The sequence below is a fragment of the Paraburkholderia bannensis genome, assembly GCF_014200455.1.
GTDB classification, from domain to species: domain Bacteria; phylum Pseudomonadota; class Gammaproteobacteria; order Burkholderiales; family Burkholderiaceae; genus Paraburkholderia; species Paraburkholderia bannensis_A.
In genome coordinates this window covers 104,706-131,377 of sequence record NZ_JACHBW010000002.1, presented here as the reverse complement: position 1 = coordinate 131,377, position 26,672 = coordinate 104,706, and the positions used below count along the sequence as shown (strand labels likewise).

Here is a 26,672-nt window from a genome sequence, read left to right as displayed (position 1 = left end):
GCAAGGGCTTCGGCATAGCCGACCGGCCGGTGATCGTGTCCGCTCACACTTTGCACCGAGCCACATCCGTGTTGAAACCGTTGAAGGCATTGTGGGCGAATTAGTGAACCTTGGCGGTAACAAAGTGTTTCAGGTTGTAACGCCCGTCGTATAAGGCTCCGTGGGATTTTTTGCCATCCTGATCGTTTTGCGGAAGTCATTTTTACCTGCATTTTAGTGCGCTGCAGTGCCACAAAAATGCGCATTGCAATGCGACATTCCCCTTGCATGAAGGAAGCCCCGCTGTGTGGGCGAAACGCGATATACGTCACACGAAACTCCAGATGGCATCGCCCATGCAGCGGGCATTCACGTTCGCATTCATGTGCGCCATGCAATGATTCGTCATATCCGATTGCAACGCGTGGTTGCAACTCGTCATTGGGTTGAGTGAATGATGTCGCGCCGCAGGACGCGGCGCGGCCGACATCCATGCAAATCACTTGAGCCATTTGTCCGAGATCGACTGATACTCGCCGCTCGCGCGCAACAGATGCAGCCATTGATCGACGTATTGCTGGAACACCACGTCGCCGCGCGGCACCATCCATGCTTTCTCGCCGTACTGGAACGGCTTGTCGGGATGCACGGAGCACAGGCCCGGATTGAGCTTCTGTTGCAGGAGCGTTTCAGAAGCGTCGGTCACCATCACGTCCGCTTTGCCTGCGAGGATCTGCTTGAAGATCGTCACGTTGTCGGGATAAACGGTGAGATTCGCATGCGGAAAAAACTGTTTAGCGAAACGCTCGTTGGTGCCGCCCGGATTCACGATCACGCGCGTCGACGGCTGGTCGATCTGCGCGACGCTCTGAAACTTGTCGACGTCGTCGCAACGCACGATCGGCGTCTTGCCGTCGACCTGATACGCATCGGTGAAGAACGCGCGCTTCTGGCGTTCGAGCGAAGTCGATACTCCCCCCACCGCAACATCACACTTCGCGAGAAAGTCGGTCATCAGGTTCGACCAGCTGGTCTTTACGAACTCGGCTTTCACGCCCAGCGATTTCGCGAGCGATTCCGTCATGTCGATGTCGATGCCTTCGAACGCGCCGTCCGGTTTGTAGAACGAATAGGGCTTGTAGTCTCCGGTCGTGCAGGCACGCAAGGTGCCGCGCGCGAGCACTTCATCGAGCCGCGATGAGGATGGTGACAACGAGGGTGGCGACGAAGCTGGCGAAGAGCGCGCTGCGCTCTGGGCAAATGCCGCCGGCGCACTGGCCAGCGCGGCGACGCATGCGCACACGAGCGTGCACGCCGTGGCGATCCTGTTCTTTTTCATATCGGCTGTCTCCACGTGCGCGAGGTTGATCTCGACGTTTTAAAAGCGCACGGCTCGCCGATCTTAGTCCGCCCCCGCACGCGCGATAACCATGGACTCCCCCGATTGGCGCGCTCGCACGCGACCGCTTCGTTTATCCAGGCCATCAGGGCCATGCGGCATCGATAGCTCCGGTAAAATGACCGACTGCTTCCGATTCTCGCGCGCAAGCGCCCTCCGCACGTGGCCCACACCCTTCTGAACGACACCTTCCTGCGCGCCTTGCTGCGCCAGCCGACCGAGTACACGCCGATCTGGCTGATGCGCCAGGCGGGCCGCTATCTGCCGGAGTACAACGCCACGCGCAGCCGCGCGGGCAGTTTCCTCGGCCTTGCGAAGAATCCCGACTACGCTACCGAAGTGACGCTGCAGCCGCTGGAGCGCTATCCGCTCGACGCAGCGATCCTTTTTTCCGACATCCTCACGATTCCCGACGCAATGGGTCTGGGCTTGTCGTTCCAGCAGGGCGAGGGTCCGAAGTTCGCGAATCCGGTGCGTACCGAGGCAGATGTCGCGAAGCTCGCGGTGCCGGATATGGGCGCGACGCTCGGCTATGTGACCGACGCCGTGCGCGAGATCCGCCGTGCGCTGACCGACGGCCAGGGGCGCCAGCGCGTGCCGCTGATCGGCTTCTCGGGCAGCCCGTGGACGCTGGCGTGCTACATGGTCGAAGGCGGCGGCTCGGACGACTTCCGTACGGTGAAGTCGATGCTGTACGCGCGCCCCGATCTGATGACGCGCATCCTCGAAGTCAACGCGCAGGCCGTGGCCGCGTACCTGAACGCACAGATCGAAGCCGGCGCGCAGGCCGTGATGATTTTCGATACGTGGGGCGGGGCGCTCGCCGACGGCATCTATCAGCGTTTCTCGCTCGAATACATCCGCCGCGTGGTGTCGCAGCTCAAGCGCGAGCACGACGGCGAGCGTGTGCCCGTCATCACCTTCACGAAGGGCGGCGGCCTGTGGCTGGACGAGATCGCCGAAACCGGCGTCGATGCAGTCGGCCTCGACTGGACGGTGAATCTTGGCCGCGCGCGCGAGCGCGTGGGCAAGCGCGTCGCGCTGCAGGGCAATCTCGATCCGAACGTTCTGTTTGCCTCGCCCGCGGCGATCCGCGAACAGGCGCGCGCGGTGCTCGACAGCTTCGGCGCGCACCCCGGCCACGTCTTCAATCTGGGCCACGGCATCTCGCAATTCACGCCGCCGGAGAGCGTCGCGGAACTGGTCGACGAGGTCCATCGTCATAGCCGCGCATTGCACGCGGCAGGGTAAGTTGAGTGTGAATTTTTTGTTGCAGCGCAGCGTGCTGGGCTCTCGGCATCAGGGACGCGTGCGGCGCAACAGGCCATCCAGACGCCATCACGCCGCTGTCAAGACTTGACTTATACACACTTGTCTCGTTGCGGCGCGCAAGAGGGAAAAATTGCCGCAGGGCGATATCAAGGCCTGTGAGCAATCAATCAGACCCTTGACAGATAAGGCTTTCGCCGCTCCACGGCCATTTGTGCGGTGTCCCACACAATGGCCTCGCGAGCCGGCCTGCCGGGCGCTCAAGCGAAGTTCTTAACAAAGTTATCCACAGGCGCGACGGCGCGGGGCGCGATTGTTCAGCGGAATCCAAAACTTGGCGCAAGAAGTGACGTTTCACTTTAAGTCCGTGCGTCCGTGCGCCAGCGCACCCTGCGAGCGTGGCCGGCAGCGGGGTGGGGCATGACGCCGTGCTTCGTGCGGGTGGCGCTCGATCATCCGCTGACCGCGCTTTACGACTATCGCTATCCGCTTGAAGCACCGCCGCCGCAGCCCGGCATGCTGGTGCGCGTACCGTTCGGCCGTCGCGAAGCGGTGGGGCTTATATTCGAAGTAAGCACTCACAGCGATGTGCCCGCAAACAAGCTGCGCGAAGTGGACGCCGTTTGCGCATCGTGCCCGCCGCTGTCGGAACAATGGCTCGCGCTTGTAGGGTTCGCCGCCGACTACTATCAGCGCGGATTAGGCGAAGTTGCGCTGCCAGCGCTGCCCCAGGCGCTGCGCGATCCTTCGCGCTGGGCACGGCTGCTGGCACCCGAAGAGCGCTATCGCGTGCTGCCCGCCGGGCGCGAGGCGTTGCCCGAGGCGCTGCCCGCGCGTGCGCAGGTCTTGCGGCGTCTGGCGCAGGCGCTTCTGGACGCCAACGAACTCGATCTCGTCGATGCGCGTGCGCTGCACCCCAAGGCTGCCGCCTCGCTCGAATCATGGCGCGAGGCGGGTTGGGTCGAGTACGAGAGCGTCGACTTCGGCGCGGCACAATCTGCCGCAAGCGGGGGCGCAAAAAATACCGGATCAGCGGCGGAAAGTCCCCCGCTGCATCAGCTGAGCGATGAGCAGACCGAGGCAGTAGAGGCAATCCTCGAATCGCGCGGCTTCGCGCCATTTTTGCTGCATGGCGTCACGGGCAGCGGCAAGACCGAGGTGTATCTGCGCGCGCTCGCGGGCCTGCTCGAACGCGAGCCTGACGCCCAGGCGCTCGTCCTCGTCCCTGAAATCAATCTCACGCCGCAGTTCGAAGCCGCCTTCCGCACACGTTTTGCGGGCGTGTTGCCCGACGACGCCATCGTCACGCTGCATAGCGGCCTGGCCGAAGGCGAGCGCGCGCGCCACTGGCTCGCCGCGCATACGGGCCGCGCGCGCATCGTGCTGGGCACGCGGCTGGCCGTGATGGCGTCGCTGCCGCGCCTGGCGATGCTGGTGGTCGACGAGGAACACGATCCCGCCTACAAGCAGCAGGAAGGGTTGCGCTACTCGGCGCGCGATCTGGCCGTCTGGCGCGCCAAACAGCTAGAAGTGCCGGTCGTGCTGGGTTCGGCCACGCCCTCGCTGGAAAGCTGGTGGCATGCCGAGCAGGGCCGCTATACGCGCCTCACGCTGTCACGCCGCGCCGTTGCGGCGGCGGTGTTGCCCAGCGTCAAGCTGATCGATCTGGAGGAGGAGCGCCGCCGTGGCCGCGCGTCGTTCGAAGGCTTGTCCGGGCCACTGATCGCGGCCATGAAGGCGCGGCTCGAACGCGGCGAACAAAGTCTCATTTTCCTGAACCGGCGCGGCTATGCGCCGGTGCTTTCGTGCGACGCCTGCGGCTGGGTGGCGGGCTGCCCGCGCTGCAGCGCCTACGTGGTCCTGCACAAGCCAGAACGCGCGCTGCGCTGCCACCACTGCGGCTGGGAAGCGCGCATTCCGCATTCGTGTCCGGACTGCGGCAATGTCGATATCGCGCCGATGGGACGCGGCACGCAACGTATCGAGGAAGCGCTCGCGAGCGCGGTGCCGGGCGCGCGGGTGCTGCGCATCGACGCCGACAGCACGCGCCGCAAGGGCAGCGCACAGGCGCTGTTCTCGGACGTGCACGCGGGCGAGGTCGATATCCTGGTCGGCACGCAGATGGTCGCGAAGGGGCATGACTTCCAGCGCGTCTCGCTGGTGGGCGTGATGAACGCCGATAATGCCCTCTTCTCGCACGATTTTCGTGCAAGTGAACGCCTTTTCGCGCAGCTGATGCAGGTGAGCGGTCGCGCGGGCCGCGCCGGCTTGCCCGGCGAAGTGATGGTGCAGACGCGCTATCCGCGCCACGCGATCTATCACGCGCTGGCGCGCCACGATTACGTGGGTTTCGCCAATTCGCAGCTCGCCGAGCGTCGCGACGCGCACTTGCCGCCCTTCGTCTATCAGGCCTTGCTGCGCGCCGAAGGGCGCACGCTGGAAGCGGCGCTGGCCTTCCTTGCCGAAGCCGCGCAGGCGCTCGCGGCAATGCCTACGGCGTCGCGCGTGATGGCCTACGATGCGGTGCCGCTCACGATCGTAAAGGTGATGAATGTCCATCGCGCCCAGCTGCTCGTGGAAAGCAGTTCGCGGGCGGCGCTGCAGGCCACCTTGCGAGCCTGGCTGCCCACGCTGCGCGGTCTGCGCGGCGTGCTGCGATGGAATCTCGAAGTCGATCCGCTCGATATCTAGCGGATGCGCCAAGCCATGTTCCAGGCGATGTTCCGGGCAATTTCCTGAGCCACCGAGCGGCCAGTCGAACCAGGACGCGCAAGGCGCCTTTCAAGGCCGGCAAGCGGTGCGATGGCCGTGTTTCTGGCCGATGCGCCGGACTCAACCGTTCTTGCAGCGTTTCAGGGTTGCGCCGCGTGGGCTGCTTCGCCGCTCTCGGCTTGCGCCGCACGCAAGCGTCGGGACGTCGTTGCCGCCGCGCCGCGGATAAACAGCACGGCGCACAGCGCGCACATGCTCCACACACCTGCCACCACCATCCACTTTTCCATTTTCTGGTCCTCGCGCCGGAATAGACCGGCTCCCCGTTATGCCTGTATATCGGCAAACGATGCGTTTTGAACAGGGTGACAAAAAAGTTTCATGCCCAGGGAAAATACCGAGCGCAACCCGCCGTCGCCCCGAACCCCGCAACCCGCCGCAAACCCAGGCTGCACGGGGCTTTCAGCGGGGTGCAACCGTTCCACGAAATTGGTTGCACCTTTTTTTTGGGAGGGGTACGATTCGCCAACTTTTTGGTCTTTGGCCGGTGCGGGTCAGCCGGCATACGAAGGAAACATGGCTAGCACCACCCTTGGCGTCAAGGTCGATGACCTCCTCCGCTCGCGGCTCAAAGATGCCGCTACGCGCCTTGAGCGCACTCCGCACTGGCTCATCAAGCAAGCCATCTTCGCGTACCTCGAAAAGATCGAGCACGGGCAACTGCCGCCCGAACTGAACGGCCATGTGAGCGCCGCCGATGTTGGCGATGGCGCAACCGACGGCCCGGACGAATACGCGTCGCACCCGTTCCTCGAATTCGCGCAAAACGTGCAACCGCAGTCGGTGTTGCGCGCGGCCATTACTGCCGCGTACCGCCGTCCGGAACCGGAATGCGTGCCGTTCCTGATCGGCGAGGCGCGTCTGCCCGCCAACCTCACCGGCGATGTCACGAAGCTGGCCACGAAGCTGGTCGAAACGCTGCGCGCCAAGCGCACGGGCGGCGGCGTCGAAGGCCTGATCCACGAGTTTTCGCTGTCCAGCCAGGAAGGCGTGGCGCTGATGTGCCTGGCCGAAGCGCTGCTGCGCATTCCCGATCGCGCCACGCGCGACGCGCTGATCCGCGACAAGATCAGCAAGGGCGACTGGAAATCGCACGTCGGCCACGCGCCGTCGCTGTTCGTGAACGCCGCCACGTGGGGCCTCATGATCACCGGCAAGCTGGTGACGACGAATAGCGAAACGGGGCTCTCCTCGGCGCTTACGCGCATGATCGGCAAGGGCGGCGAGCCGCTGATCCGCAAGGGCGTGGATATGGCGATGCGCCTGATGGGCGAGCAGTTCGTCACCGGCGAGAACATCTCCGAAGCGCTGGCCAACAGCCGCAAGTTCGAAGCACGCGGTTTCCGCTACTCGTACGACATGCTCGGCGAAGCCGCCACCACCGAAGCCGATGCGCAGCGCTACTACGCCGCCTACGAGCAGGCGATCCACGCGATCGGCAAGGCTGCCGGCGGCCGTGGCATCTACGAAGGTCCTGGCATCTCGATCAAGCTTTCCGCGCTGCATCCGCGTTATTCGCGTGCGCAGCAGGAACGCACGATGAACGAACTGCTGCCGCGCGTGCGTGCGCTCGCCGTGCTCGCGCGCCGCTACGACATCGGCCTGAATATCGACGCCGAAGAAGCCGACCGCCTCGAACTCTCGCTCGATCTGCTCGAAGCGCTGTGCTTCGACCAGGAACTGGCGGGCTGGAACGGCATCGGCTTCGTGGTGCAGGCGTACCAGAAGCGCTGCCCGTTCGTGATCGACTACATCGTCGATCTGGCGCGCCGCAGCCGTCACCGCATCATGGTGCGTCTGGTGAAGGGTGCGTACTGGGATACGGAAATCAAGCGTGCGCAGGTCGATGGCCTCGAAGGCTATCCGGTGTACACGCGCAAGATCTACACGGACGTCTCTTACCTCGCCTGCGCGAAGAAGCTGCTGGGCGCGCCGGATGCCGTCTATCCGCAGTTCGCCACGCACAATGCGTACACGCTCGCGGCTATCTATCACCTCGCGGGCAACAACTACTATCCTGGCCAGTACGAATTCCAGTGCCTGCACGGCATGGGCGAGCCGCTGTACGAAGAAGTCACCGGCCCGCTCGCGCAGGGCAAGCTGAACCGTCCGTGCCGCGTCTACGCGCCGGTCGGCACGCACGAAACGCTGCTCGCGTACCTCGTGCGTCGTCTGCTGGAAAACGGCGCGAACACCTCGTTCGTGAACCGCATCGCCGATGAAACCGTGCCGGTCGCCGAACTCGTGACGAACCCCGTCGACGACGCCGCCAAGGTCGTGCCGCTGGGTGCGCCGCACACGAAGATTCCGCTGCCGCGCGAACTCTACGGCAGCGAGCGCCTCAATTCGATGGGCCTCGATCTGTCGAACGAGCATCGCCTGGCGTCGCTGTCGTCGGCGTTGCTGGCAAGCGCCCATCATCCGTGGCGCGCCGCGCCGATGCTCGCGGATATCGATCTCGCAGAAGGCGGGTCTGCAACAAGCGCGCATGACGTGCGCAATCCGTCCGATCATCGCGATCTGGTCGGCACGGTCGTGGAAGCCACCAGCGAACACGTGAGCGCCGCGCTCTCGCACGCGGTCGCCGCCGCGCCGATCTGGCAAGCCACGCCGGTCGAAGCGCGCGCCGATTGCCTGTCGCGCGCCGCCGATCTGCTCGAAGCGCAGATGCACACGCTGATGGGTCTGATCGTGCGCGAAGCGGGCAAGTCGCTGCCGAACGCCATCGCCGAAATCCGCGAAGCGATCGACTTCCTGCGCTATTACTCGACGCAGATCCGCGAAGAATTCTCGAACGATACGCATCGTCCGCTCGGTCCGGTCGTCTGTATCAGCCCGTGGAACTTCCCGCTGGCGATCTTCATGGGCCAGGTGGCCGCCGCGCTCGCGGCCGGCAACACCGTGCTCGCGAAGCCCGCTGAGCAAACGCCGCTGATCGCCGCGCAAGCCGTGCGCATCCTGCGCGAAGCGGGCGTGCCCGCAGGCGCCGTGCAACTGCTGCCGGGCGACGGCGAAACCGTGGGCGCGGCGCTGGTTGCCGACGCACGCACCCGCGCCGTCATGTTCACCGGCTCGACCGAAGTCGCGCGCCTCATCAACAAGACGCTGTCGCAGCGCCTGGATTCGGATGGCCGTCCGATCCCGCTGATCGCCGAAACCGGCGGCCAGAACGCGATGATCGTCGATTCGTCGGCGCTCGCGGAACAGGTCGTCGCCGACGTGCTGCAAAGCGCGTTCGACTCGGCAGGCCAGCGTTGTTCGGCGCTGCGCGTGCTGTGCCTGCAGGACGATGTGGCCGATCGCACGCTCGAAATGCTCACGGGCGCCATGCAGGAACTGGCGGTGGGCAACCCCGATCGTCTCTCGGTCGACGTGGGCCCGGTGATCGACGCCGAAGCCAAGCGCGGCATCGACGGCCACGTGGCCGCGATGCGCGAAAAGGGCCGCAAGGTCGTGCAGATGGCGATGGGCGACGATTGCACCAAGGGCACCTTCGTGCCGCCGACGCTGATCGAAATCGACAGCCTCGACGAACTCAAGCGCGAAGTGTTCGGCCCGGTGCTGCACGTGATCCGTTACCGCCGCAGCCAGCTCGACAAGCTGCTCGAACAGATCCGCGCAACCGGCTATGGCCTCACGCTCGGCATCCACACGCGTATCGATGAAACCATCGCGCACGTGATTGGTCGCGCGCACGTGGGCAACATTTATGTGAACCGGAATGTGATCGGCGCTGTGGTCGGCGTGCAGCCGTTCGGCGGCGAAGGTCTGTCGGGCACGGGGCCGAAGGCGGGTGGCGCGCTGTATCTGTCGCGTCTGCTCGCGAAGCGTCCGGCGGGCTTGCCGAAGTCGCTGTCCGATTCGCTGATCGTCGATCAACCGCAAGGCGAAGCAGGTGACAAATACGCGGGCAATTCGGCGCACGCGAATCTGACGACGCTGCGCGACTGGCTGATCGCCGAGCGCGAACCCGCACTCGCGGCGCGTTGCGACGGCTATCTGCAATACGTGCTGGCAGGCGCAACGGCGGTGCTGTCCGGCCCGACCGGCGAGCGCAACACCTACACGCTGTCCGCACGCGGCACGGTGCTGTGCGTGGCCTCGACGCCGACCGGCGCGCGCGCCCAACTCGCCGTCGTGCTGGCCACGGGCAACCGCGCGCTGTTCCAGGGCACGGCCGGTGAAGCGCTGGTGAATGCACTGCCCGCATCGCTCAAGGCGCACGTCGCGATCAAGAAGACGGCCGACGCCGACTTCGACGCCGTGCTGTTCGAAGGCGACAGCGACGAGCTGCTCGGCCTCGTGAAGGAAGTGGCCAAAAGAGGCGGCCCGATCGTGTCGGTGCAAGGCGTGGCGGCGCATGCGCTCGCCAATGGCGACGAGGATTACGCACTCGAACGTCTGCTCACGGAGCGTTCGGTGAGCGTGAATACCGCTGCGGCTGGCGGCAATGCAAATCTGATGACGATCGGTTAAGCACAGTCCATACTGTCGATCGTCTCAAGACAAGGAAGCGGCAAAGCCTCGCGCCGAAGCCGCTCATTTGATACCTGGTACCAAGGAGAAGCTATGCAACACACGATGAAGCAGCTGGCAGGCGCAACGCTGGTTGCCGCCCTGTCGCTGGCGGGGACCGCACACGCGCAGTCGGCCGAAGACGTCAAGATCGGTTTCGCCGGTCCGATGACGGGTGCGCAGGCGCACTACGGCAAGGACTTCCAGAACGGCATCACGCTCGCGGTCGAAGACATGAACGCGACCAAGCCGGTGATCGGCGGCAAGCCGGTGCGCTTCGTGCTGGATTCCGCAGACGATCAGGCTGACCCGCGCACGGGCACGACGGTCGCGCAGAAGCTTGTCGACGACGGTATCAAGGGCATGCTCGGCCACTTCAACTCGGGCACGACGATCCCGGCTTCGCGCATCTACGCGAACGCAGGCATCCCCGAAATCGCCATGGCCACGGCGCCGGAATACACCCAGCAAGGCTTCAAGACGACGTTCCGCATGATGACGTCGGACACGCAGCAAGGCTCGGTAGCCGGCACGTTCGCGGTCAAGACGCTCGGCATGAAGAAGATCGTGGTGATCGACGACCGCACGGCTTACGGCCAGGGTCTCGCTGACGAATTCGCGAAGGCCGCGAAGGCTTCGGGCGGCAACATCATCGACCGCGAATACACCAACGACAAGGCTGTCGACTTCAAGTCGATTCTGACCAAGGTGAAGGCGCAGAACCCGGACATGATCTATTACGGCGGCGCCGATTCGCAGGCAGCGCCGATGGTCAAGCAGATGAAGTCGCTGGGTATCAAGGCTCCGCTGATGGGCGGCGAGATGGTCCACACGCCGACCTTCCTGCAGATCGCGGGTGACGCGGCGAACGGCACGGTGGCTTCGCTGGCGGGTCTGCCGCTGGAAGAAATGCCGGGCGGCAAGGATTACGTGGCGAAGTACAAGAAGCGCTTTGGTGAAGACGTGCAAACGTACTCGCCGTACGCTTACGACGGCGCAATGGCCATGTTCGACGCCATGAAGAAGGCCAACTCGACGGATCCGGCCAAGTACCTGCCGTTCCTCGCGAAGACCAGCATGCCGGCAGTCACGGCGAAGGATCTCGCCTATGACCCGAAGGGCGACCTGAAGAACGGCGGCATCACGCTGTACAAGGTTGTCGACGGCAAGTGGACGACGCTGCAAAGCGTGGGCGGCAAGTAAGCCACTCGCTTTAGTTTCATCGCAGTAAAAAGCCCCGCAGGTGATGAGCCTGCGGGGCTTTTGCTTTGCGCGCTCGCCTTGCGTGACACCAAAGGTGAGCTTATTCAGGATTCCTTTTCAGTTATCCGCGATCATTCCCCACGAGATTTTCGACCCGCCTCGCGCACCTGCTCAAGCGTGGCAGCGGGTGTGCTCGCTTCCTTCGTCACGCGGATCTCGATCAGCGCGGGCTTGCCTGCCGCGAGCGCGCGTTCGAGTGCGCTCGTGAACTGATCCGTGCTCGTGACCACTTCGCCATGCGCGCCGAACGACTGCGCGAACAAGGCGAAATCCGGATTGGTGAGCTGCGTGCCGTGTACGCGGTTCGGATAGTTGCGCTCCTGATGCATGCGGATGGTGCCGTAGTGGCTGTTGTTCACGACGATGAACACCACGTTCAGGCCGTACTGCATGGCAGTGGCGAGTTCCGGCGCGGCCATCATGAAGCAGCCGTCGCCCGCGAGCGCCACCACGGTGCGCTCGGGATACAGCGACTTCGCCGCAATCGCCGCAGGCACGCCATAACCCATCGCGCCGCTGGTGGGCGCGAGCTGCGAGCGGAAATGCCGATACGAGAAGTGCCGATGCAGCCAGGTTGCGTAATTGCCCGCGCCGTTCGTGACGATGGCATCGTCGGGAAGCTGCGCGCGCAACTGTTTCATCACTTCGCCGAGTTGCACGTCGCCGGGCATCGGGCGCGGTGCGCGCCACGCGAGATACGCTTCGTGCGCTTCGGTGGCCGCGCCGGTCCATGCGGGCATGTCGGGCGCGGGCAGCGCCGCGAGCAATGCGGCAATTTCGGCGAGACCCGAGACGATCGGCAGATCGGCGAAGTAGACCCGGCCCAGTTCTTCCGCGCCTTGATGGACGTGGATGAGCGTTTGCGTCGTCTTCGGAATGTCGAGCAGCGCATAGCCGCCGGTGGTGGACTCGCCCAGACGCGGGCCGAGCGCGAGCAGCACGTCGGCTTCGCGAATGCGCGCCGCCAGCGCCGGATTGATGCCCAGACCCACATCGCCCGCGTAATTCGGATGATCGTTGCTGAGCGTGTCCTGGAAGCGGAATGCGAGGCCAATCGGCAATTGCCAGTTTTCGACGAAGCGCTGCAGGTTGGCGCAGGCTTCGGGCGTCCAGCCGTGGCCGCCCGCGATGACGAAGGGCTTCTTCGCGCTTGCCAGCAGGTCGCGCAGTTGCGTCATCTGCGCCGCGGAAGGCGAAGCCTGCACGCGCCGCGCGGCGGGCGGCGTGCGCTGCGCCTCGGCAGCGGGAATCGCGCCGCTGAGCATGTCTTCGGGCAGCGCAAGCACGACCGGGCCGGGGCGGCCCGATGTCGCCACATGGAACGCGTGGCTCAGGTATTCGGGTACGCGGCGCGCATCGTCGATCTGCGCGACCCACTTCGCCATCTGCCCGAACATGCGCCGGTAATCGATCTCCTGGAAGGCCTCGCGGTCCATCTGTTCGCGCGCCACCTGGCCGATCAGCAGGATCATCGGCGTGGAGTCCTGGAAGGCCGTATGCACGCCGATGGAGGCGTGCGTCGCGCCGGGACCGCGCGTGACGAGCGCCACGCCGGGCTTGCCGGTGAGCTTGCCGATGGCTTCGGCCATATTCGCGGCCGCGGCTTCATGGCGGCACACGATCGTTTCGATGCGTGCGGTCTCATCGGCGAGCGAATCGAGTACGGCCAGATAGCTCTCGCCGGGCACGCAGAACACGCGCTCGACGCCGTTGGCGACGAGCGCATCCACCACGAGGCGCGCACCCGCGACGGTTTCCGATGCGGTTTTTGAAGCGGTTTCGTTCGACTGCTGCTGCATGGTGTTGCTGTCTCCTCTCAGTCTTGAATCGGTTAGATCCTGCTTCGATAGGGTCTTTCAGCAGACGTTCGCATCAGCACTCGACGATATTCACCGCCAGGCCGCCGCGCGAGGTCTCCTTGTATTTCGTCTTCATGTCCGCGCCGGTTTCGCGCATCGTCTTGATGACGGAGTCGAGCGAGACGTAATGTGCGCCATCGCCGCGCAGCGCCATGCGCGCGGCGTTCACGGCTTTCACCGACGCCATCGCGTTGCGCTCGATGCAGGGAATCTGCACCATGCCGCCAACCGGGTCGCAGGTCAGGCCAAGGTTGTGTTCCATGCCGATTTCAGCGGCGTTTTCCACTTGCAGCGGCGTGCCGCCCATCACGGCCGCGAGCGCGCCCGCCGCCATCGAGCAGGCCACGCCCACTTCGCCCTGGCAGCCCACTTCCGCGCCCGAAATCGACGCGTTGAGCTTGTACAGAATGCCGATCGCGGCGGCGGTGAGCAGGAAGTCGATCACGCCTTGCTCGTTCGCCCCGGGCGTGAAGCGCACGTAATAGTGCAACACGGCAGGGATGATGCCGGCCGCGCCGTTGGTGGGCGCGGTGACGACGCGGCCGCCGGCGGCGTTTTCTTCGTTGACGGCGATCGCGTAGAGGTTGATCCAGTCGATCATCGAGAGCGGATCCTGCAGCGCACGCTCCGGATGCGCGGTGAGCGCGCGATACAGCTGCGGCGCGCGGCGCTTGACCTGGAACGGGCCGGGCAGCGTGCCTTCGGCGTCGGGATTGTTGATGCCGCAGCCGCGCGTGACGCACGATTGCATCACGTCCCAGATGCGCAGGAGACCCGTGCGGATGTCCTCGTCGCTATGCCAGACGCGCTCGTTTTCGAGCATCAGCTGCGCGATGCTTTTTCCCGTCGAGGAACACAACGCGAGCAGTCCCGCGCCCGAGCGGAACGGGTGCGGCATCTGCTGCGCGGCCGACAGCACCTTGGTATTCGGTGCGCCCGCCGTGACGACGAAACCGCCGCCCACGGACAGATAGGTGCTCTCGCGCAGCGTCTCGCCATTCGCGTCCATCGCGCGCAGCTTCATGCCGTTCGGATGCTCGGGCAGCGCCTGGCGATAGAACGCGATGTGCTCCTTCATCACGAAGGGAATCGTGTGATGGCCAAGCAGCGCGAGCAGGCGCGAGCTGCGCACGGCTTCGAGGCGTTCGTTGATGGTGTCGGGATCGACGGTGTCGGGCGCATCGCCCATCAGGCCGAGCATGACGCCGCGGTCGGTGCCGTGGCCCTTGCCGGTCGCGCCGAGCGAGCCGTACAGCTCGACTTTCACCGCTGCGGTGGGCGCGAGCAGAGCGTCGCGCTCCAGCCCTTCGGCGAACATCAGGGCGGCGCGCATCGGGCCGACGGTGTGCGAGCTCGACGGCCCGATGCCGATCTTGAAAAGATCGAAAACACTTACTGCCATGGGTACTGCTCCTGCTTGATCGTGTCGGTTTTCAGGGGATGCCGCACGGTGCGGTGTGCGGCATCGTAATCAATGCGCCACCGCTGCAACCCCTCGCGCGCTGGTTAGCGCGCCGGCAACGGCAGGCAAACGGCGAGCCACGCGGGTGGCGTGGGCGCCAGCTTGAGCGCGACCGGCGTGTAACGGCCGTCGAGTCGCGCTGCAAGGTGATACAGCTCGGCGGCGTTCTTCGGGTCCCATGCGCCGGTATAGCCGGGCAACCCGGCTTCGCGGCGTTTGGCGTCGAACGCCACGCTCGAATGCACGAATTCCTCGTGCGTCTTGTCGCCCAGGGCGTAGGGCGTGAGCCAGTCCAGCGCGCCCGCCAGCGTCGCGCCGTTGGCGGCGCGCTCCGGCAACCAGTTGCGGTTGTGGCGGCGCGCGGCGAGCGCGGCCGTCACGAGCGGCTGCAAATCGTAGGTGACGTAGTGCAGCGCGTCGCGCTCGGTGAAATCGAGCGTCGAGCCATCGGGCGCGACGTTGTCGCCGATATGCTCGATGAACATGCGCTGCGCCGTCGCGATCATCTTGCGGTTGTCCAGCGTGAACGCGATCATCGAAATCAGCTTCACGCGATGGCTCTGCCAGTTGTTCGCGAATGTGCCCTTGAGCGGGCGCGCCTGCGCATCCACCTGCTGGATGTAGCCGTTGGCGAACTTGTTCAGGAACACCATCGTCGCGTTGCGCGTCTTCACGGGCAGCGCGCTGGCGGTCATGTCGTAGGCGAGGATCAGCCCTTCGAAATGCGTCTCGTCGATCGGGTTGAAGCTCGGCTGGTAAGTCGTGACCCAGGCAAACAGAAAGCGGTCGACGAGTTTCAGGTAGCGGTCGTCGCTGGTCGCGCGCCAGGCGAGCGCCGCGTTGCGCATCAGGTCGAGTTCCTTCTCGGCCTCCACGCTCTGGTCGTAAATGCCCTCGTGCGGCAACGTGCCTTCGGTATGCAGTTTCGCCAGCGGATGCGGCGTGTCGTTCACGTGCGACTGCACTTCGGCCACCAGCGCTTTCACGCCTGGGTCGGCATTGGTGCGCTCGCTCGTCTGCAAGGCGGGCGCCGCGCAGAAGTTCATTGCCGCTTGCGCCGGTTGCGCCGCGCTCAAGGCCGCAAGGCCCATGCTCACGAGACAGGCCGCGAGGCGCGCACGCGGCGTGCGCGCTCGCGATGTGCCCCGCCGGATGAGCTGCGTTAGCGATTGAGCATGCCCGGCCGAGGCCGTTTCCACCTTCCGCGCCATGCGCGACTCCCTGATTCAAGGCTGACAGGTGTGTGATGTTAACGGTTTGGCGGACGTTTGCGGCGGCAAATGTACGTTGCGCAAAAGCCGCCGCGGCCTGCGCCTTGATCGGGATGCAGGCACGCGACGGCTTGAACACCCCGTACAGGGGCCGCATGAGGGTTTGCGACGGGTTTCGCGGGTTATTCGCCCGCGCTTTCGTCGGCATATTCGCCGACCGGCACGCACGAGCAGAACAGGTTGCGGTCGCCGTAAGCGTTATCGGCGCGGCCAACCGGCGGCCAGTACTTGCGCGCGGCGAGCGAGGCGACCGGGTAGGCCGCCTGTTCGCGCGAGTAAGCATGCTTCCACTCGTTCGCGACCACCACGGCCGCCGTGTGCGGCGCGTGACGCAGCGGGTTGTCTTCCTTGTCCGCGCGGCCTTCCTCGACGGCGCGAATTTCCTCACGGATTGCAACCATCGCGTCGATGAAGCGGTCCAGCTCCTCCTTCGATTCCGATTCGGTCGGCTCGACCATCAGCGTGCCCGGCACCGGGAAGCTCATGGTCGGCGCGTGGAAACCGTAATCCATCAGGCGCTTGGCGACGTCGTCCACGGTGATGCCGCTTGCGTCCTTGATGGGACGCAGATCGAGAATGCACTCGTGCGCAACCAGACCGCCGGGGCCGCTGTACAGCACCGGATAGTGCGGCGCGAGCTTCTTCGCGACGTAGTTGGCGTTGAGGATCGCGGTTTCGGTGGCGGCGGTGAGATTGGCCGCGCCCATCATGGCGATGTACATCCACGAGATCGGCAGGATCGAGGCCGAGCCGTAGGGCGCCGCGCTCACTGCGCCGATGCCGTGCCCCTTGTCGGTCGAGCGCTTGTAGCCCGACGACAACTGGTTCGGCAGGAATTGCGCCAGATGCGCGCCAACCGCGACCGGACCGACGCCCGGTCCGCCGCCGCCGTGCGGAATGCAGAAGGTCTTGTGCAGGTTCAGGTGCGAAACGTCGCCGCCGAACTGGCCTGGTGCGGCCAGACCGACCATCGCGTTCATGTTCGCGCCGTCGACGTACACCTGGCCGCCGTGCGCGTGAACGATTTCGCAGACTTCGCGCACGTTCTGTTCGAAGACGCCGTGCGTCGACGGATACGTGATCATGATCGCCGCCAGCTTGGCGGCGTGCTGATCGGCCTTGGCCTTGAGGTCGGCGAGATCGACGTTGCCTTGCGCGTCGCACGCGACCACCACGACCTGCATGCCGGCCATCTGCGCCGACGCCGGGTTGGTGCCATGCGCCGAAGCGGGAATCAGGCAGACGTTGCGGTCGGCTTCGCCGCGCGAGGCGTGGTACGCCTGGATGATCAGCAGGCCCGCGTATTCGCCCTGCGAGCCGGCGTTCGGCTGCAGCGAGACGGCGGCGTAGCCGGTGGCGGCCACCAGCATCTGTTCGAGCTGATCGACCATTTCACGATAGCCGACGGTTTGCTCGGCCGGCGCGAACGGATGGATCTGGCCGAACTCGGGCCACGTGACCGGCAGCATTTCCGAAGTCGCATTGAGCTTCATCGTGCACGAGCCGAGCGGGATCATCGAGCGGTCGAGCGCGAGATCCTTGTCCGACAGGCTGCGAAGATAGCGCAGCATTTCGGTTTCCGAATGATGACGGTTGAAGACCGGGTGCGTGAGGTAGGCGCTTTCGCGCGCGAGCGCTGCGGGATACGTGGCGGCGGCGCTGGCGGCGAGTTCCGCGTCGAGCGCATCGACGGACGGCGTTTCGCCCGCGAACGCGGCTTGCGCGAACACGGCGAGCAGGTCGGCCAGATCGGCGCGCGTGGTGGTTTCGTCGACGGAGACACCCACACGCGTTTCGCTCACGCGACGCAGGTTCATGCCGCGTGCGAGCGCGGCGTCGTGCAGCGCCTGGGTGCGCGCGCCGGCTTCGAACGTGAGTGTGTCGAAGAACGACTCGTTGACCTGCGTGTAGCCGAGTTTTTGCGCGCCCGCGGCGAGGATCGACGCGATGCGGTTCACGCGCTGCGCGATGCGCTTGAGGCCTTGCGGGCCGTGATAGACCGCGTACATGCTGGCCATGATCGCGAGCAGCGCCTGCGCCGTGCAGACGTTCGAGGTGGCCTTCTCGCGACGGATATGCTGTTCACGCGTTTGCAGCGCGAGGCGCAGCGCCGGGTTGCCGTTCGCATCGACAGTCACGCCCACGAGGCGGCCCGGCATCTGGCGCTTGAATTCGTCCTTCACCGCGAGGTAAGCGGCGTGCGGGCCGCCGAAGCCCATCGGCACGCCGAAGCGCTGCGAGTTGCCCACGGCCACGTCCGCGCCCCATTCGCCCGGCGGCGTGAGCAGCGTGAGCGCGAGCAGGTCGGCTGCAGCGATCACAGCGCCGCCAGCGGCGTGCACGGCCTGGGCGAGTTCGCGGTAATCGCGCACATCGCCGTTGGCGCCCGGATATTGCAGCAGCACGCCAAACGCGCCAGCCTGGGCGGCTTCAGCGGCGGGACCGACCTTCACTTCGATGCCGATCGGCCGGGCGCGCGTCTTCACCACTTCGATGGTCTGCGGCAGCACGTCGTCGGCGACGAAGAACACGTTCGACTTCGACTTGCCCACGCGCTGCACCAGCGTCATGGCTTCGGCGGCGGCGGTGGCTTCGTCGAGCAGCGAGGCATTCGAGATCGCCAGACCCGTGAGGTCGACGATCATCTGCTGATAGTTGAGCAGGGCTTCGAGGCGGCCCTGCGAGATTTCCGGCTGGTACGGCGTGTAAGCCGTGTACCACGCCGGGTTTTCCAGCACGTTGCGCAGGATCACGGCCGGCGTATGCGTGTCGTAGTAGCCCTGCCCGATGTACGAGCGGAACACCTGGTTCTTGTCTGCGAGCGCGCGCAAGGCGGTGATGGCTTCGGCTTCCGTGCGCGGCTGCGCGAAGGGGCCGAGCGGCAGCGTTTCCTTGCGGCGGATCTGCGCCGGAATCACCGCATCCATCAGCGCGGCGCGCGAGGCAAAGCCCAGCGCATCGAGCATCGCCTGCTGGTCGGCCGTATCGGGGCCGATGTGACGGGCGGCGAAGGCGTCGTGGGCTTCGAGCGCCGCGAGCGAAATAGCCGAGGGCGAGGTGTTCATCAGACGATCCGGGTGTTCGAGCTTCATGAAGTTTCCTGCCGGCGCGCGGCGTGAGGCTGCCAGGAGCCTCGTGCCGCCGCGCCGTGACGGTTGGGGTTAAGCGCCGATGGCCTTTTCGTAGGCGGCGGCGTCGATCAGCCCGTCGAGCTTGGCGTCGGCGGCGGGCTTGATCTTGAAGAGCCACGATTCATACGGCTCGCTGTTGACTTCGTCCGGGGCGTCGACGAGGTCGGCGTTCGATGCGACGATCTCGCCCGTGACCGGTGCGTAGATGTCCGACGCGGCCTTGACCGATTCGATCACGGCGATCGCGTCGCCGGCGCTGACCTGGCGGCCCGCTTCCGGCAGTTCCAGGAAGACGATGTCGCCCAGCGCCTGTTGCGCGTGGTCGGTGATGCCGACGGTGAGGGTGCCGTCGGCTTCGGTGCGGACCCACTCGTGCGATTCGGTGTATTTCAGATCGGCCGGGATGCTCATGGTTGCTCCAGTGCGTGGTTGCTTATATGGCTAGAAAAGAGGGAGGCGTGCGCGGCGAGATAGCTGTGAAGGCCCGCTGAATCAGGCGACCAGCACCTTGCCATTGCGCACGAACGGCAGTTTTACCACGCTTGCGGGAAGGGCCTTGTCACGGATTTGCACCTGCACCTGATCGCCCGGCTGCACACCCGCGGGCACGCGCGCAAAAGCGATGGATTCCTGCATCGTCGGCGAGAACGTGCCGCTCGTGATCTCGCCTTCGCCGTGCGCAGTCAGCACTTTCTGGTGGGCGCGCAGCACGCCGCCAGCCTTGCCGTTTTCCTTCTGCAGGATCAGGCCGACGAAGGTCGAGCGTGCGCCGTTGGCTTCGAGCACGGCGCGGCCAACGAAGTCGCGCGGCTCTTTCATGTCGACGGTCCAGGCGAGGCCCGCGTCGAGCGGCGAGACGCCTTCGTCCATATCCTGGCCGTAGAGATTCATGCCGGCTTCGAGGCGCAGCGTGTCGCGCGCGCCCAACCCGCAGGGCGTCACGCCCTGACGCTTGAGCGCGTCCCAGAGTTCGCAGACGGCGGCGGCCGGTACGACGACTTCGAAGCCGTCTTCGCCGGTGTAGCCGGTGCGCGCGATCATCAGCTCGCCGAACGGCGTGGCCTCGATCTTCGCGGCGTTGAAGGGCTTGAGGACTTCGGTGGCGCTGCGCGACGAGGGCGCGACCTGCCAGACCTTTTCGCGCGCGTTCGGACCCTGCACGGCGACGATCGCGAGATCGCGGCGCGGCGTGATGGTCAGGCCAAAGCCGCCTTCGGCGTTGAGCTTCTCGAACCAGGCGAGGTCTTTTTCGGCGGTGCCCGCGTTGACGACGGTGCGGAAGGTATCGTCGGCGAAGTAATAGACGATCAGGTCGTCGATCACGCCGCCTTCGGGGTTGAGCATGCAGGAGTAGAGAGCCTTGCCCGGCGTAGTCAGCTTGCCGACGTTGTTGGCGAGCGCGCGGGCGAAGAACTCGCGCGCCTTCGCGCCCGCGAAGTCCACCACGCACATGTGCGAGACGTCGAACATGCCGGCGTCGGTGCGCACGGCGCGATGCTCGTCGATCTGCGAGCCGTAGTTGACGGGCATGTCCCAGCCGCCGAAATCCACCATGCGGGCATTGAGCGCGCGGTGCGTGTCGTTCAGCGGGGTGCGTTTGAGTTCGGTCATGGGGCCTCAGGCGTCACGAAAACGAAAAAGGCCATGCAGGAAACGCCGCCGGCACAATGCCCGTGGTCGTTTCCTGCATGGCCCCTCTGTCCTCGATACCTGAGAGATTGCGTCCGGTAAGACGCGCGCCCCTTCGGTGGGCAGCCTGAACATGCGACGTTGCGAACTACGATTCGCCGCTGTTCTACTGCCGCTCTCCAGAGTTGCGGACCTGAGTGCTGTCACGCCTGCGGCGATCCAGCGGTCCGGCGCGCACGGTCCTTTTGCCTGAGAGTTTGTGGGTTGCCCCTTCGGCGGCGCCGCTGATGTCTTAAGCATCGACGGCACGCTCTCCCGACGCGCGCAGCGATTGTGCGGGACGCCTCGGGGCTGTGTCAATTCGGAAAAATTAGGCGCGGGTTGGGGCGCGGTTCTTGCCGGCGGTGGTGCGAAGCCCGTGCGGCAAGGCTTGCGCGGCCAGCGGGCGCGCCGCGCAAGAGCCGAAATGAAAACGGGCCGCCCATGGCGACCCGTTTTTTGTTCGATCCGGAATGCTTACTCGCCGATGGCGCGCGCAGCCGTATCGAGTTCCTGATTCAGCACGTGCTGCTCGTCTCCGGAAATACCGCCGCCGTGCTGGGCGGCCATGTCGTGCGCTTCGCCGCGGATGGTGTCGAGGCGGTGATGCAGCGCGCCGCCCTGGGGCGGCGGGTAGTAGCCCTGATTCACGCGCGCGTCGATGCGGCGGCTCAGGTTGTCGATGCGGGCATCGACCTGATGCAGGCGGTCTAGGGCGACTTCGTGCGGATTCGGGCCGGCATGCGGCGCGGGCTCGTTCACGACGCAGGCGGCGAGCGTCGAAACGAGCGCGCCGGCGGCGGCAAGCTGCGCAATTCGGCGGACTTCACGGTTAAAACGGGTCATTGCGGCGATCCTCTTTATGGTCGTTGTTGCTCTTTTTGACGTTGTATGTCGGCAAACGTCCCGCGCGCGCGAGGCGATGACCGCGCATCGCCTCGCAGATGTAACCGTTTGTATGGATCTTTCAGCCGCGTCGGGCTAATGCAAGGAACGCGACGCGGCTGAACCGCGCTCAGGCAGCGCGCGAGAAAGGAATCGTGCGGCCTTCTTCGGTGCTTTTCATCGCCAGTTCGACGATCGTCATCACGTCGACGGCGTCCTGCGCGCTGACCGGGAACGGCTGGCCCTCGCGGATCGCCGCCGCCAGCGCGCGGTACAGATCGGCGTAATTGCCTGCCGCGTTGGGGATGCTGCGCTCGGCTTCCTGGCCGTCGTCGTGCAGCGCATGCAGGAGGCCCGCCTCGTTGCCCGCGCCGAAACCGGGCTGGCCGGGGCGCAGCCCGGCTTTCAGCTGGTCTTCCTGAGTATCGAGGCCGTTCTTCAGATAGCTGCCGCGCGTGCCGTGAATCGCGAAGCGCGGCGCGTAGGCGGCCAGGGCACTGGCGTGCAGCACGGCGTCCAGGCCCTCGTAGCGCAGCACGATATGCGCGTAGTCGGGCGCGCTGGCATTGTCGCGGCGCGTGTGGACGAAGGCCGTCACCGACTGCGGCGCACCGAAGAGGGCGAGTGTCTGGTCGATCAGATGCGGCCCGAGATCGTAGAGCAGGCCGCCGCCGCGCGTGGCGTCCTCGCGCCAGCGCTGACGCACCAGGGGACGGAAGCGGTCGAAGTGCGACTCGTAGTGCGTCACGCGCCCGAGTGCGCCATCGGCGATCAGTTGCCTGACGGTGAGAAAGTCGCCGTCCCAGCGGCGATTGTGGAAGGGCGCGAACACCAGGCCGCGCTGCTTCGCGATGGCTGCGAGCGTGCGCGCTTGCCCGGCGGTGAGCGTCACCGGCTTGTCGACCAGCACGTGCTTGCCGCGCTCCAGCGTGCGGCGCGCGAGTTCGTAGTGCGTGTCGTTGGGCGTGGCGATCACGACGCATTCGATGGCGTCGAGCGCGAGCAGCGCGTCGATATCGGGGACGATCGCGGCATCGGGGTAGTTGGCCTGCGCGCGTTCGGCCTGGCTCGTGGCGATGGCGGCCAGCGTGGCTGCGCCGCTGTGGGCGATCACTGGTGCGTGGAAGGTCTGGCCGGCGAAGCCGTAGCCCATCAGGCCGATTTGCAGCGGTGCAGTCATGAAGCGCGTCCTCTTTCCAGCAGGTTATGCAGCATGTCCGGCGGCGGTGCGGGTAGCGACGCGCCGGGGAGGGAACTCGGTATTTTGGCACGCAGGACGCCGCCCGTGGCGGGGCGCGAGGGACAGATGCGGGATGAACGTGCGGGCTGATTCGACGTTAGCGGGGCGACATCGGCGAGACGGTGGCGCGTGTTAACATCGCACCTCTCGTGCGAGAGGCGCATGCGCGCCATCTGTGATCGTCTGCGATCTACGGGCAGCGCCCCCTCTCGCCCGCGCGGCTCGCCGCGCTTCGCCGTCCAGCGGCTCGAAGCGCGTGTCACGCAAGCTCGCGCCTTCCAGCCGTATCACCCGTTTTTCCAAATCCAGGCAACGATGTCCGCAGGTCTGAATCCCGCCCAAAACGAAGCGGTACGCTATCTCGACGGTCCCTGTCTCGTGCTCGCGGGCGCGGGCAGCGGCAAGACGCGCGTTATCACGCAGAAGATCGCCCACTTGATCGAAGCGAAGGGCTTCGAGCCGCGCCATATCGCCGCCGTCACCTTCACCAACAAGGCCGCCGCCGAAATGCGCGAGCGCGTGGGCAAGCTGCTGGAAGGCAAGACGCTCACCACGCCCGGCAAGGAAGGCCGCAAGGTGCCTGCGCACCAGTTGACCGTCTGTACCTTCCACTCGCTGGGCGTGCAGATCCTGCGTCAGGAAGCCGAGCATCTGGGTCTCAAGCCCCAGTTCTCGATCATGGATTCCGACGACTGCTTCTCCATGATCCAGGAACAGGTGGGATCGACCGACAAGGGCTTTATCCGCAAGATCCAGTCGATCATCTCGCTGTGGAAGAACGGCCTCGTGATGCCCGAGGAAGCGCTCGCCACGGCGTCGAACGAGGACGAGCACCAGGCCGCCATCGTCTACCGCAACTACATGGCGACGCTGCACGCCTACCAGGCGGTGGACTTCGACGATCTGATCCGCCTGCCCGCCGAGCTGTTCGCGAAGAACGAGCAGGTGCGCGAGCGCTGGCAAAACAAGCTGCGCTACCTGCTGGTGGACGAGTATCAGGACACCAACACCTGCCAGTACGAGCTGCTCAAGCTGCTGGCGGGCCCGCGCGCGGCGTTCACGGCCGTGGGCGACGACGACCAGGCGATCTACGGCTGGCGCGGCGCGACCATCGAGAACCTCGCCCAACTGGGCAAGGACTACCCGAAGCTACACGTCATCAAGCTGGAGCAGAACTACCGCTCGACCGTGCGCATCCTGACGGCGGCGAACAACGTCATCGCCAACAACCCGAAGCTCTTCGAGAAAAAGCTCTGGTCCGAGCACGGCATGGGCGACACCATCACCGTCACGCCCTGCAACGACGAAGAGCACGAAGCCGAATCGGTGGTGTTTCGCCTTTCCGCGCACAAGTTCGAACGCCGCGCGCAGTTTCGCGACTACGCGATCCTGTATCGCGGCAACTTCCAGGCGCGCATCTTCGAACAGGTGCTGCGCCGCGAACGCATTCCCTATGTGCTCTCGGGCGGCCAGTCGTTCTTCGATAAAGCCGAAATCAAGGACATCTGCGCTTATCTGCGGCTGATCGCCAATCACGACGACGATCCCGCGTTCATTCGCGCGATCACGACGCCGCGCCGTGGCGTGGGCAACACGACGCTCGAAGCGCTGGGTTCGTTCGCGGGACAGGCCAAGGTATCGCTGTTCGAGGCGGTGTATATGGGCGGCATCGAGGCGCGGCTGTCGGCGCGTCAGGTCGAGCCGATGCGTGTGTTCTGCGACTTCATGCAGCGTCTGGCCGAGCGCGCGCTCAAGGAACCAGCAACGGTCGTGCTCGACGATCTGATGGACGCGATCCACTACGAGGCCTATCTGTACGACGCCTTCGACGAGCGCCAGGCGCAGTCGAAATGGCAGAACGTGCTCGAATTCCTGGAGTGGCTCAAGCGCAAGGGCACCAAGCCCGAACAGGAAATCGGCGAGGACAGCGAAGCGACCGGTTACGACAACACCGACGGTCTCGCCGATACCGGCAAGAACCTGATGGGCCTGATCCAGACGGTGGCGCTGATGTCGATGCTCGAGGGCAAGGAAGAAGACCCGGACGCGGTGCGCCTGTCAACCGTGCACGCGTCGAAGGGGCTGGAGTATCCGCACGTTTTCCTGGTGGGCGTCGAGGAAGGCATCATGCCGCACCGTGGCGGCTCGGAAGACGACGTCATCGACGACTCGCGCATCGAGGAAGAGCGCCGCTTGATGTACGTGGCGATCACGCGCGCGCAGCGCAGCCTGCATCTGAACTGGTGCAAGAAACGCAAACGCGCGCGCGAGACGGTGGTGTGCGAGGCGTCGCGTTTTATTCCGGAGATGGGGCTGGACGACGCGCCGCCGCCCACGCCGGAAGAGGCGCCGATGTCGCCGAAGGACCGGCTGGCGAGTTTGAAGGCGCTGTTGCAGAAGGGCTGATTTTTGCGCTTATAGGCGCGTGAAATGAGAAGGGCCGCATCGGATGACGATGCGGCCCTTTGTTTTTGTGGTGCGGCTGCTGGTTACTTCACCGCACTCACCATGTAGTCGACGGCGGCCTTTACGTCGGCATCGGAGGCGTTCGAGCCGCCCTTCGCGGGCATCTGGCCCTTGCCGTGGAGCGCGTAATTGTAGATGGTGTCCATCGGGTCCTTCAGACGCGGCGCCCAGTCGGCCTTGTCGCCGAACTTCGGTGCACCGAGCACGCCCGCTGCGTGGCACGCCTGGCAAACCTGCGTGTAGAGCGCCTTGCCGGCCTGCGAGGCGTCGGCGCTGCCGCCTGCCGCGCCGCCTGCCGGTGCGCCGGTTTGCGGGATCGCGGCGATGGCGGCGGCTGCCGCGGTTGCTTGCGCGGCGTTGGCATCGGCGCCAGAAGCGGGCGCTGCTGCCGCCGCACCTGAAGCGCCGTTAGCCACACCCGGCGCGGGCTTGGGCGGATCCTGGAAGTTTGCGCCGCCGTGGTTCGCCATATAGGCAACGGCGAGACCGATCTCGTAGTCGGAATAATCGTCGGGACTCGTGCCGCCGCGCGCGGGCATCGCGCCCTTGCCGGCCAGTGCCGTGTGCCAGAGCGTGTCGTAGCCCTGGGCGATGCGCGGCGCCCAGTCGCCCGCATTGCCGAACTTCGGCGCGCCCGCGGCGCCGCTCGCATGACACGCCGAGCAGACCGCCTGATAAACCTGCTCACCGGTCTTGTAGACGCGCGGCGCGTTGGCGTCGCGAATCGACACCTTCGCGATCGGCGCAATGCGTTCGGTGATCTGCTGGGCGGAAAGCTCGTCGGTGCCTGCGCCGGTACGCGTCGTGTTGTCGACGTAGTAGGCGAGCAGAATGATGATGACGATGGGGACGGCAAAACCGGCAACCACAGCGGCGATCAGCTGGCCGGGGGTTTTGATCGGGGCTCCGTGGGGTGCTTCGCTCATGCTTGTCTCGTCTCCCGTTGGTTTTTTGGTGAGCGGTACAGCAGGACGGCATTAGCCTTGCGATTGAGCAAACAGGGACGATTATAGACGCAAGGTTTCGCGGCCGGTTGCCGTGAGGGTGGGGTGTTCTGCGCGCGTTTACCCGGAGCCCACGGGCTGTGCGAACAGTCGGGCCCTGTTTATGCGGGGTTTGCGCGGGCCGGTTCCCGCCCGGCCCCGCGCGGTGGACGGTTTAACCGAAACCGGGTATTCTCTCGGTCTCCTCGACGCTGCTGTCCTACGTTTTCTTCGTAGCTGCCGCAGCGCTCAAATGGCAGCGCGCCCGTAGCTCAATGGATAGAGTACTGCCCTCCGAAGGCAGGGGTTGCTGGTTCGATCCCAGCCGGGCGCGCCAAAGAAGTTTCGTGAAATCAAGGGCTTAATGCGAATCGCTTAAGCCCTTTTTTGTTGCGTACGGAATTTGTACGGAATAACGCGCTGATAAGGCGGACTGGTGCCCCAACTTCAGCACGTGCATACTGGCGATTCTCTAAGCCAATTTTGACCTTGCGACAGGGCAACCATTGA

Annotated in this window: 16 protein-coding genes, 1 tRNA gene and 2 riboswitches; of the genes, 6 read left to right on the top strand and 11 right to left on the bottom strand. The window is 65.3% G+C overall.

Annotated elements, in window-relative coordinates:
- Positions 1–478: 478 nt before the first annotated feature.
- Positions 479–1,318 carry a transporter substrate-binding domain-containing protein gene (locus F4827_RS03595; RefSeq protein ID WP_260174951.1) on the bottom strand — a complete coding sequence of 280 codons (840 nt, stop codon included), beginning with the start codon at positions 1,316–1,318 and terminating at the stop codon, positions 479–481.
- A 222-nt stretch (positions 1,319–1,540) separates the two neighbouring features.
- Between F4827_RS03595 and hemE the strand changes: the two genes are divergently transcribed.
- Positions 1,541–2,629: a uroporphyrinogen decarboxylase gene (gene hemE / locus F4827_RS03590; RefSeq protein WP_183721682.1), complete on the top strand. Its 1,089-nt coding sequence runs from the start codon at positions 1,541–1,543 to the stop codon at positions 2,627–2,629.
- A 438-nt stretch (positions 2,630–3,067) separates the two neighbouring features.
- Positions 3,068–5,338 (top strand): primosomal protein N', encoded by a 2,271-nt coding sequence (locus tag F4827_RS03585; protein WP_183721679.1) that lies wholly within the window; start codon positions 3,068–3,070, stop codon positions 5,336–5,338.
- A gap of 161 nt (positions 5,339–5,499) precedes the next feature.
- On the opposite strand, the gene F4827_RS03580 is transcribed toward F4827_RS03585, so the two are convergent.
- Positions 5,500–5,649, bottom strand: a complete 150-nt coding sequence (locus F4827_RS03580; RefSeq protein WP_183721677.1) for a hypothetical protein — start codon at positions 5,647–5,649, stop codon at positions 5,500–5,502.
- A 286-nt stretch (positions 5,650–5,935) separates the two neighbouring features.
- Between F4827_RS03580 and putA the strand changes: the two genes are divergently transcribed.
- The gene (putA, locus tag F4827_RS03575) at positions 5,936–9,895 is read left to right on the top strand and encodes a trifunctional transcriptional regulator/proline dehydrogenase/L-glutamate gamma-semialdehyde dehydrogenase (protein ID WP_183721675.1); all 3,960 of its coding nucleotides are present in this window, start codon (positions 5,936–5,938) and stop codon (positions 9,893–9,895) included.
- A gap of 93 nt (positions 9,896–9,988) precedes the next feature.
- The gene (locus F4827_RS03570; protein ID WP_183721673.1) at positions 9,989–11,137 is read left to right on the top strand and encodes a branched-chain amino acid ABC transporter substrate-binding protein; all 1,149 of its coding nucleotides are present in this window, start codon (positions 9,989–9,991) and stop codon (positions 11,135–11,137) included.
- Between the two features lie 131 nt (positions 11,138–11,268).
- Here the strand turns inward: F4827_RS03570 and F4827_RS03565 are convergent, their stop codons facing one another.
- The 8 genes from F4827_RS03565 to F4827_RS03530 form a co-directional block, all read right to left on the bottom strand.
- On the bottom strand, positions 11,269–12,996 hold the full coding sequence (locus tag F4827_RS03565; RefSeq protein ID WP_183721671.1) for a thiamine pyrophosphate-binding protein: 1,728 nt from the start codon (positions 12,994–12,996) through the stop codon (positions 11,269–11,271).
- A 73-nt stretch (positions 12,997–13,069) separates the two neighbouring features.
- Positions 13,070–14,458 carry an L-serine ammonia-lyase gene (locus F4827_RS03560; protein ID WP_183721669.1) on the bottom strand — a complete coding sequence of 463 codons (1,389 nt, stop codon included), beginning with the start codon at positions 14,456–14,458 and terminating at the stop codon, positions 13,070–13,072.
- A 104-nt stretch (positions 14,459–14,562) separates the two neighbouring features.
- Positions 14,563–15,609, bottom strand: a complete 1,047-nt coding sequence (locus F4827_RS03555; RefSeq protein ID WP_260174985.1) for an alginate lyase family protein — start codon at positions 15,607–15,609, stop codon at positions 14,563–14,565.
- 302 nt (positions 15,610–15,911) lie between these two features.
- On the bottom strand, positions 15,912–18,881 hold the full coding sequence (gcvP, locus tag F4827_RS03550) for an aminomethyl-transferring glycine dehydrogenase (protein WP_183721663.1): 2,970 nt from the start codon (positions 18,879–18,881) through the stop codon (positions 15,912–15,914).
- 69 nt (positions 18,882–18,950) lie between these two features.
- Positions 18,951–19,331 carry a glycine cleavage system protein GcvH gene (gene gcvH, locus F4827_RS03545; RefSeq protein ID WP_183721660.1) on the bottom strand — a complete coding sequence of 127 codons (381 nt, stop codon included), beginning with the start codon at positions 19,329–19,331 and terminating at the stop codon, positions 18,951–18,953.
- 81 nt (positions 19,332–19,412) lie between these two features.
- Positions 19,413–20,531: a glycine cleavage system aminomethyltransferase GcvT gene (gcvT, locus tag F4827_RS03540; protein ID WP_183721657.1), complete on the bottom strand. Its 1,119-nt coding sequence runs from the start codon at positions 20,529–20,531 to the stop codon at positions 19,413–19,415.
- 76 nt (positions 20,532–20,607) lie between these two features.
- Positions 20,608–20,742: riboswitch (glycine riboswitch) on the bottom strand.
- A 35-nt stretch (positions 20,743–20,777) separates the two neighbouring features.
- A riboswitch (glycine riboswitch) is annotated at positions 20,778–20,877 on the bottom strand.
- Between the two features lie 188 nt (positions 20,878–21,065).
- Positions 21,066–21,434 carry a hypothetical protein gene (locus tag F4827_RS03535; protein WP_183721654.1) on the bottom strand — a complete coding sequence of 123 codons (369 nt, stop codon included), beginning with the start codon at positions 21,432–21,434 and terminating at the stop codon, positions 21,066–21,068.
- A 169-nt stretch (positions 21,435–21,603) separates the two neighbouring features.
- The gene (locus F4827_RS03530; protein ID WP_183721652.1) at positions 21,604–22,653 is read right to left on the bottom strand and encodes an oxidoreductase; all 1,050 of its coding nucleotides are present in this window, start codon (positions 22,651–22,653) and stop codon (positions 21,604–21,606) included.
- A gap of 375 nt (positions 22,654–23,028) precedes the next feature.
- Between F4827_RS03530 and F4827_RS03525 the strand changes: the two genes are divergently transcribed.
- Positions 23,029–25,119, top strand: a complete 2,091-nt coding sequence (locus F4827_RS03525; RefSeq protein WP_183721649.1) for a UvrD-helicase domain-containing protein — start codon at positions 23,029–23,031, stop codon at positions 25,117–25,119.
- A gap of 83 nt (positions 25,120–25,202) precedes the next feature.
- Here the strand turns inward: F4827_RS03525 and F4827_RS03520 are convergent, their stop codons facing one another.
- Positions 25,203–26,105, bottom strand: a complete 903-nt coding sequence (locus tag F4827_RS03520) for a cytochrome c5 family protein (RefSeq protein WP_183721646.1) — start codon at positions 26,103–26,105, stop codon at positions 25,203–25,205.
- Positions 26,106–26,423: 318 nt separating this feature from the next.
- Between F4827_RS03520 and F4827_RS03515 the strand changes: the two genes are divergently transcribed.
- Positions 26,424–26,499, top strand: a tRNA-Arg gene (locus F4827_RS03515).
- The last annotated feature ends 173 nt before the right edge of the window (positions 26,500–26,672 follow it).

What these genes read in the sequence shown, in the direction of transcription:
- F4827_RS03595 (WP_260174951.1), bottom strand. Translation starts at nt 1,318, where the DNA reads ATGAAAAAGAACAGGATCGCCACGGCGTGCACGCTCGTGTGCGCATGC.
- F4827_RS03535 (WP_183721654.1), bottom strand. Translation starts at nt 21,434, where the DNA reads ATGACCCGTTTTAACCGTGAAGTCCGCCGAATTGCGCAGCTTGCCGCC.
- F4827_RS03530 (WP_183721652.1), bottom strand. Translation starts at nt 22,653, where the DNA reads ATGACTGCACCGCTGCAAATCGGCCTGATGGGCTACGGCTTCGCCGGC.
- gcvH (WP_183721660.1), bottom strand. Translation starts at nt 19,331, where the DNA reads ATGAGCATCCCGGCCGATCTGAAATACACCGAATCGCACGAGTGGGTC.
- F4827_RS03560 (WP_183721669.1), bottom strand. Translation starts at nt 14,458, where the DNA reads ATGGCAGTAAGTGTTTTCGATCTTTTCAAGATCGGCATCGGGCCGTCG.
- putA (WP_183721675.1), top strand. Translation starts at nt 5,936, where the DNA reads ATGGCTAGCACCACCCTTGGCGTCAAGGTCGATGACCTCCTCCGCTCG.
- F4827_RS03555 (WP_260174985.1), bottom strand. Translation starts at nt 15,609, where the DNA reads ATGGGCCTTGCGGCCTTGAGCGCGGCGCAACCGGCGCAAGCGGCAATG.
- F4827_RS03525 (WP_183721649.1), top strand. Translation starts at nt 23,029, where the DNA reads ATGTCCGCAGGTCTGAATCCCGCCCAAAACGAAGCGGTACGCTATCTC.
- gcvT (WP_183721657.1), bottom strand. Translation starts at nt 20,531, where the DNA reads ATGACCGAACTCAAACGCACCCCGCTGAACGACACGCACCGCGCGCTC.
- F4827_RS03520 (WP_183721646.1), bottom strand. Translation starts at nt 26,105, where the DNA reads ATGAGCGAAGCACCCCACGGAGCCCCGATCAAAACCCCCGGCCAGCTG.
- F4827_RS03565 (WP_183721671.1), bottom strand. Translation starts at nt 12,996, where the DNA reads ATGCAGCAGCAGTCGAACGAAACCGCTTCAAAAACCGCATCGGAAACC.
- F4827_RS03580 (WP_183721677.1), bottom strand. Translation starts at nt 5,649, where the DNA reads ATGGAAAAGTGGATGGTGGTGGCAGGTGTGTGGAGCATGTGCGCGCTG.
- gcvP (WP_183721663.1), bottom strand. Translation starts at nt 18,881, where the DNA reads ATGAAGCTCGAACACCCGGATCGTCTGATGAACACCTCGCCCTCGGCT.
- F4827_RS03570 (WP_183721673.1), top strand. Translation starts at nt 9,989, where the DNA reads ATGCAACACACGATGAAGCAGCTGGCAGGCGCAACGCTGGTTGCCGCC.
- F4827_RS03585 (WP_183721679.1), top strand. Translation starts at nt 3,068, where the DNA reads ATGACGCCGTGCTTCGTGCGGGTGGCGCTCGATCATCCGCTGACCGCG.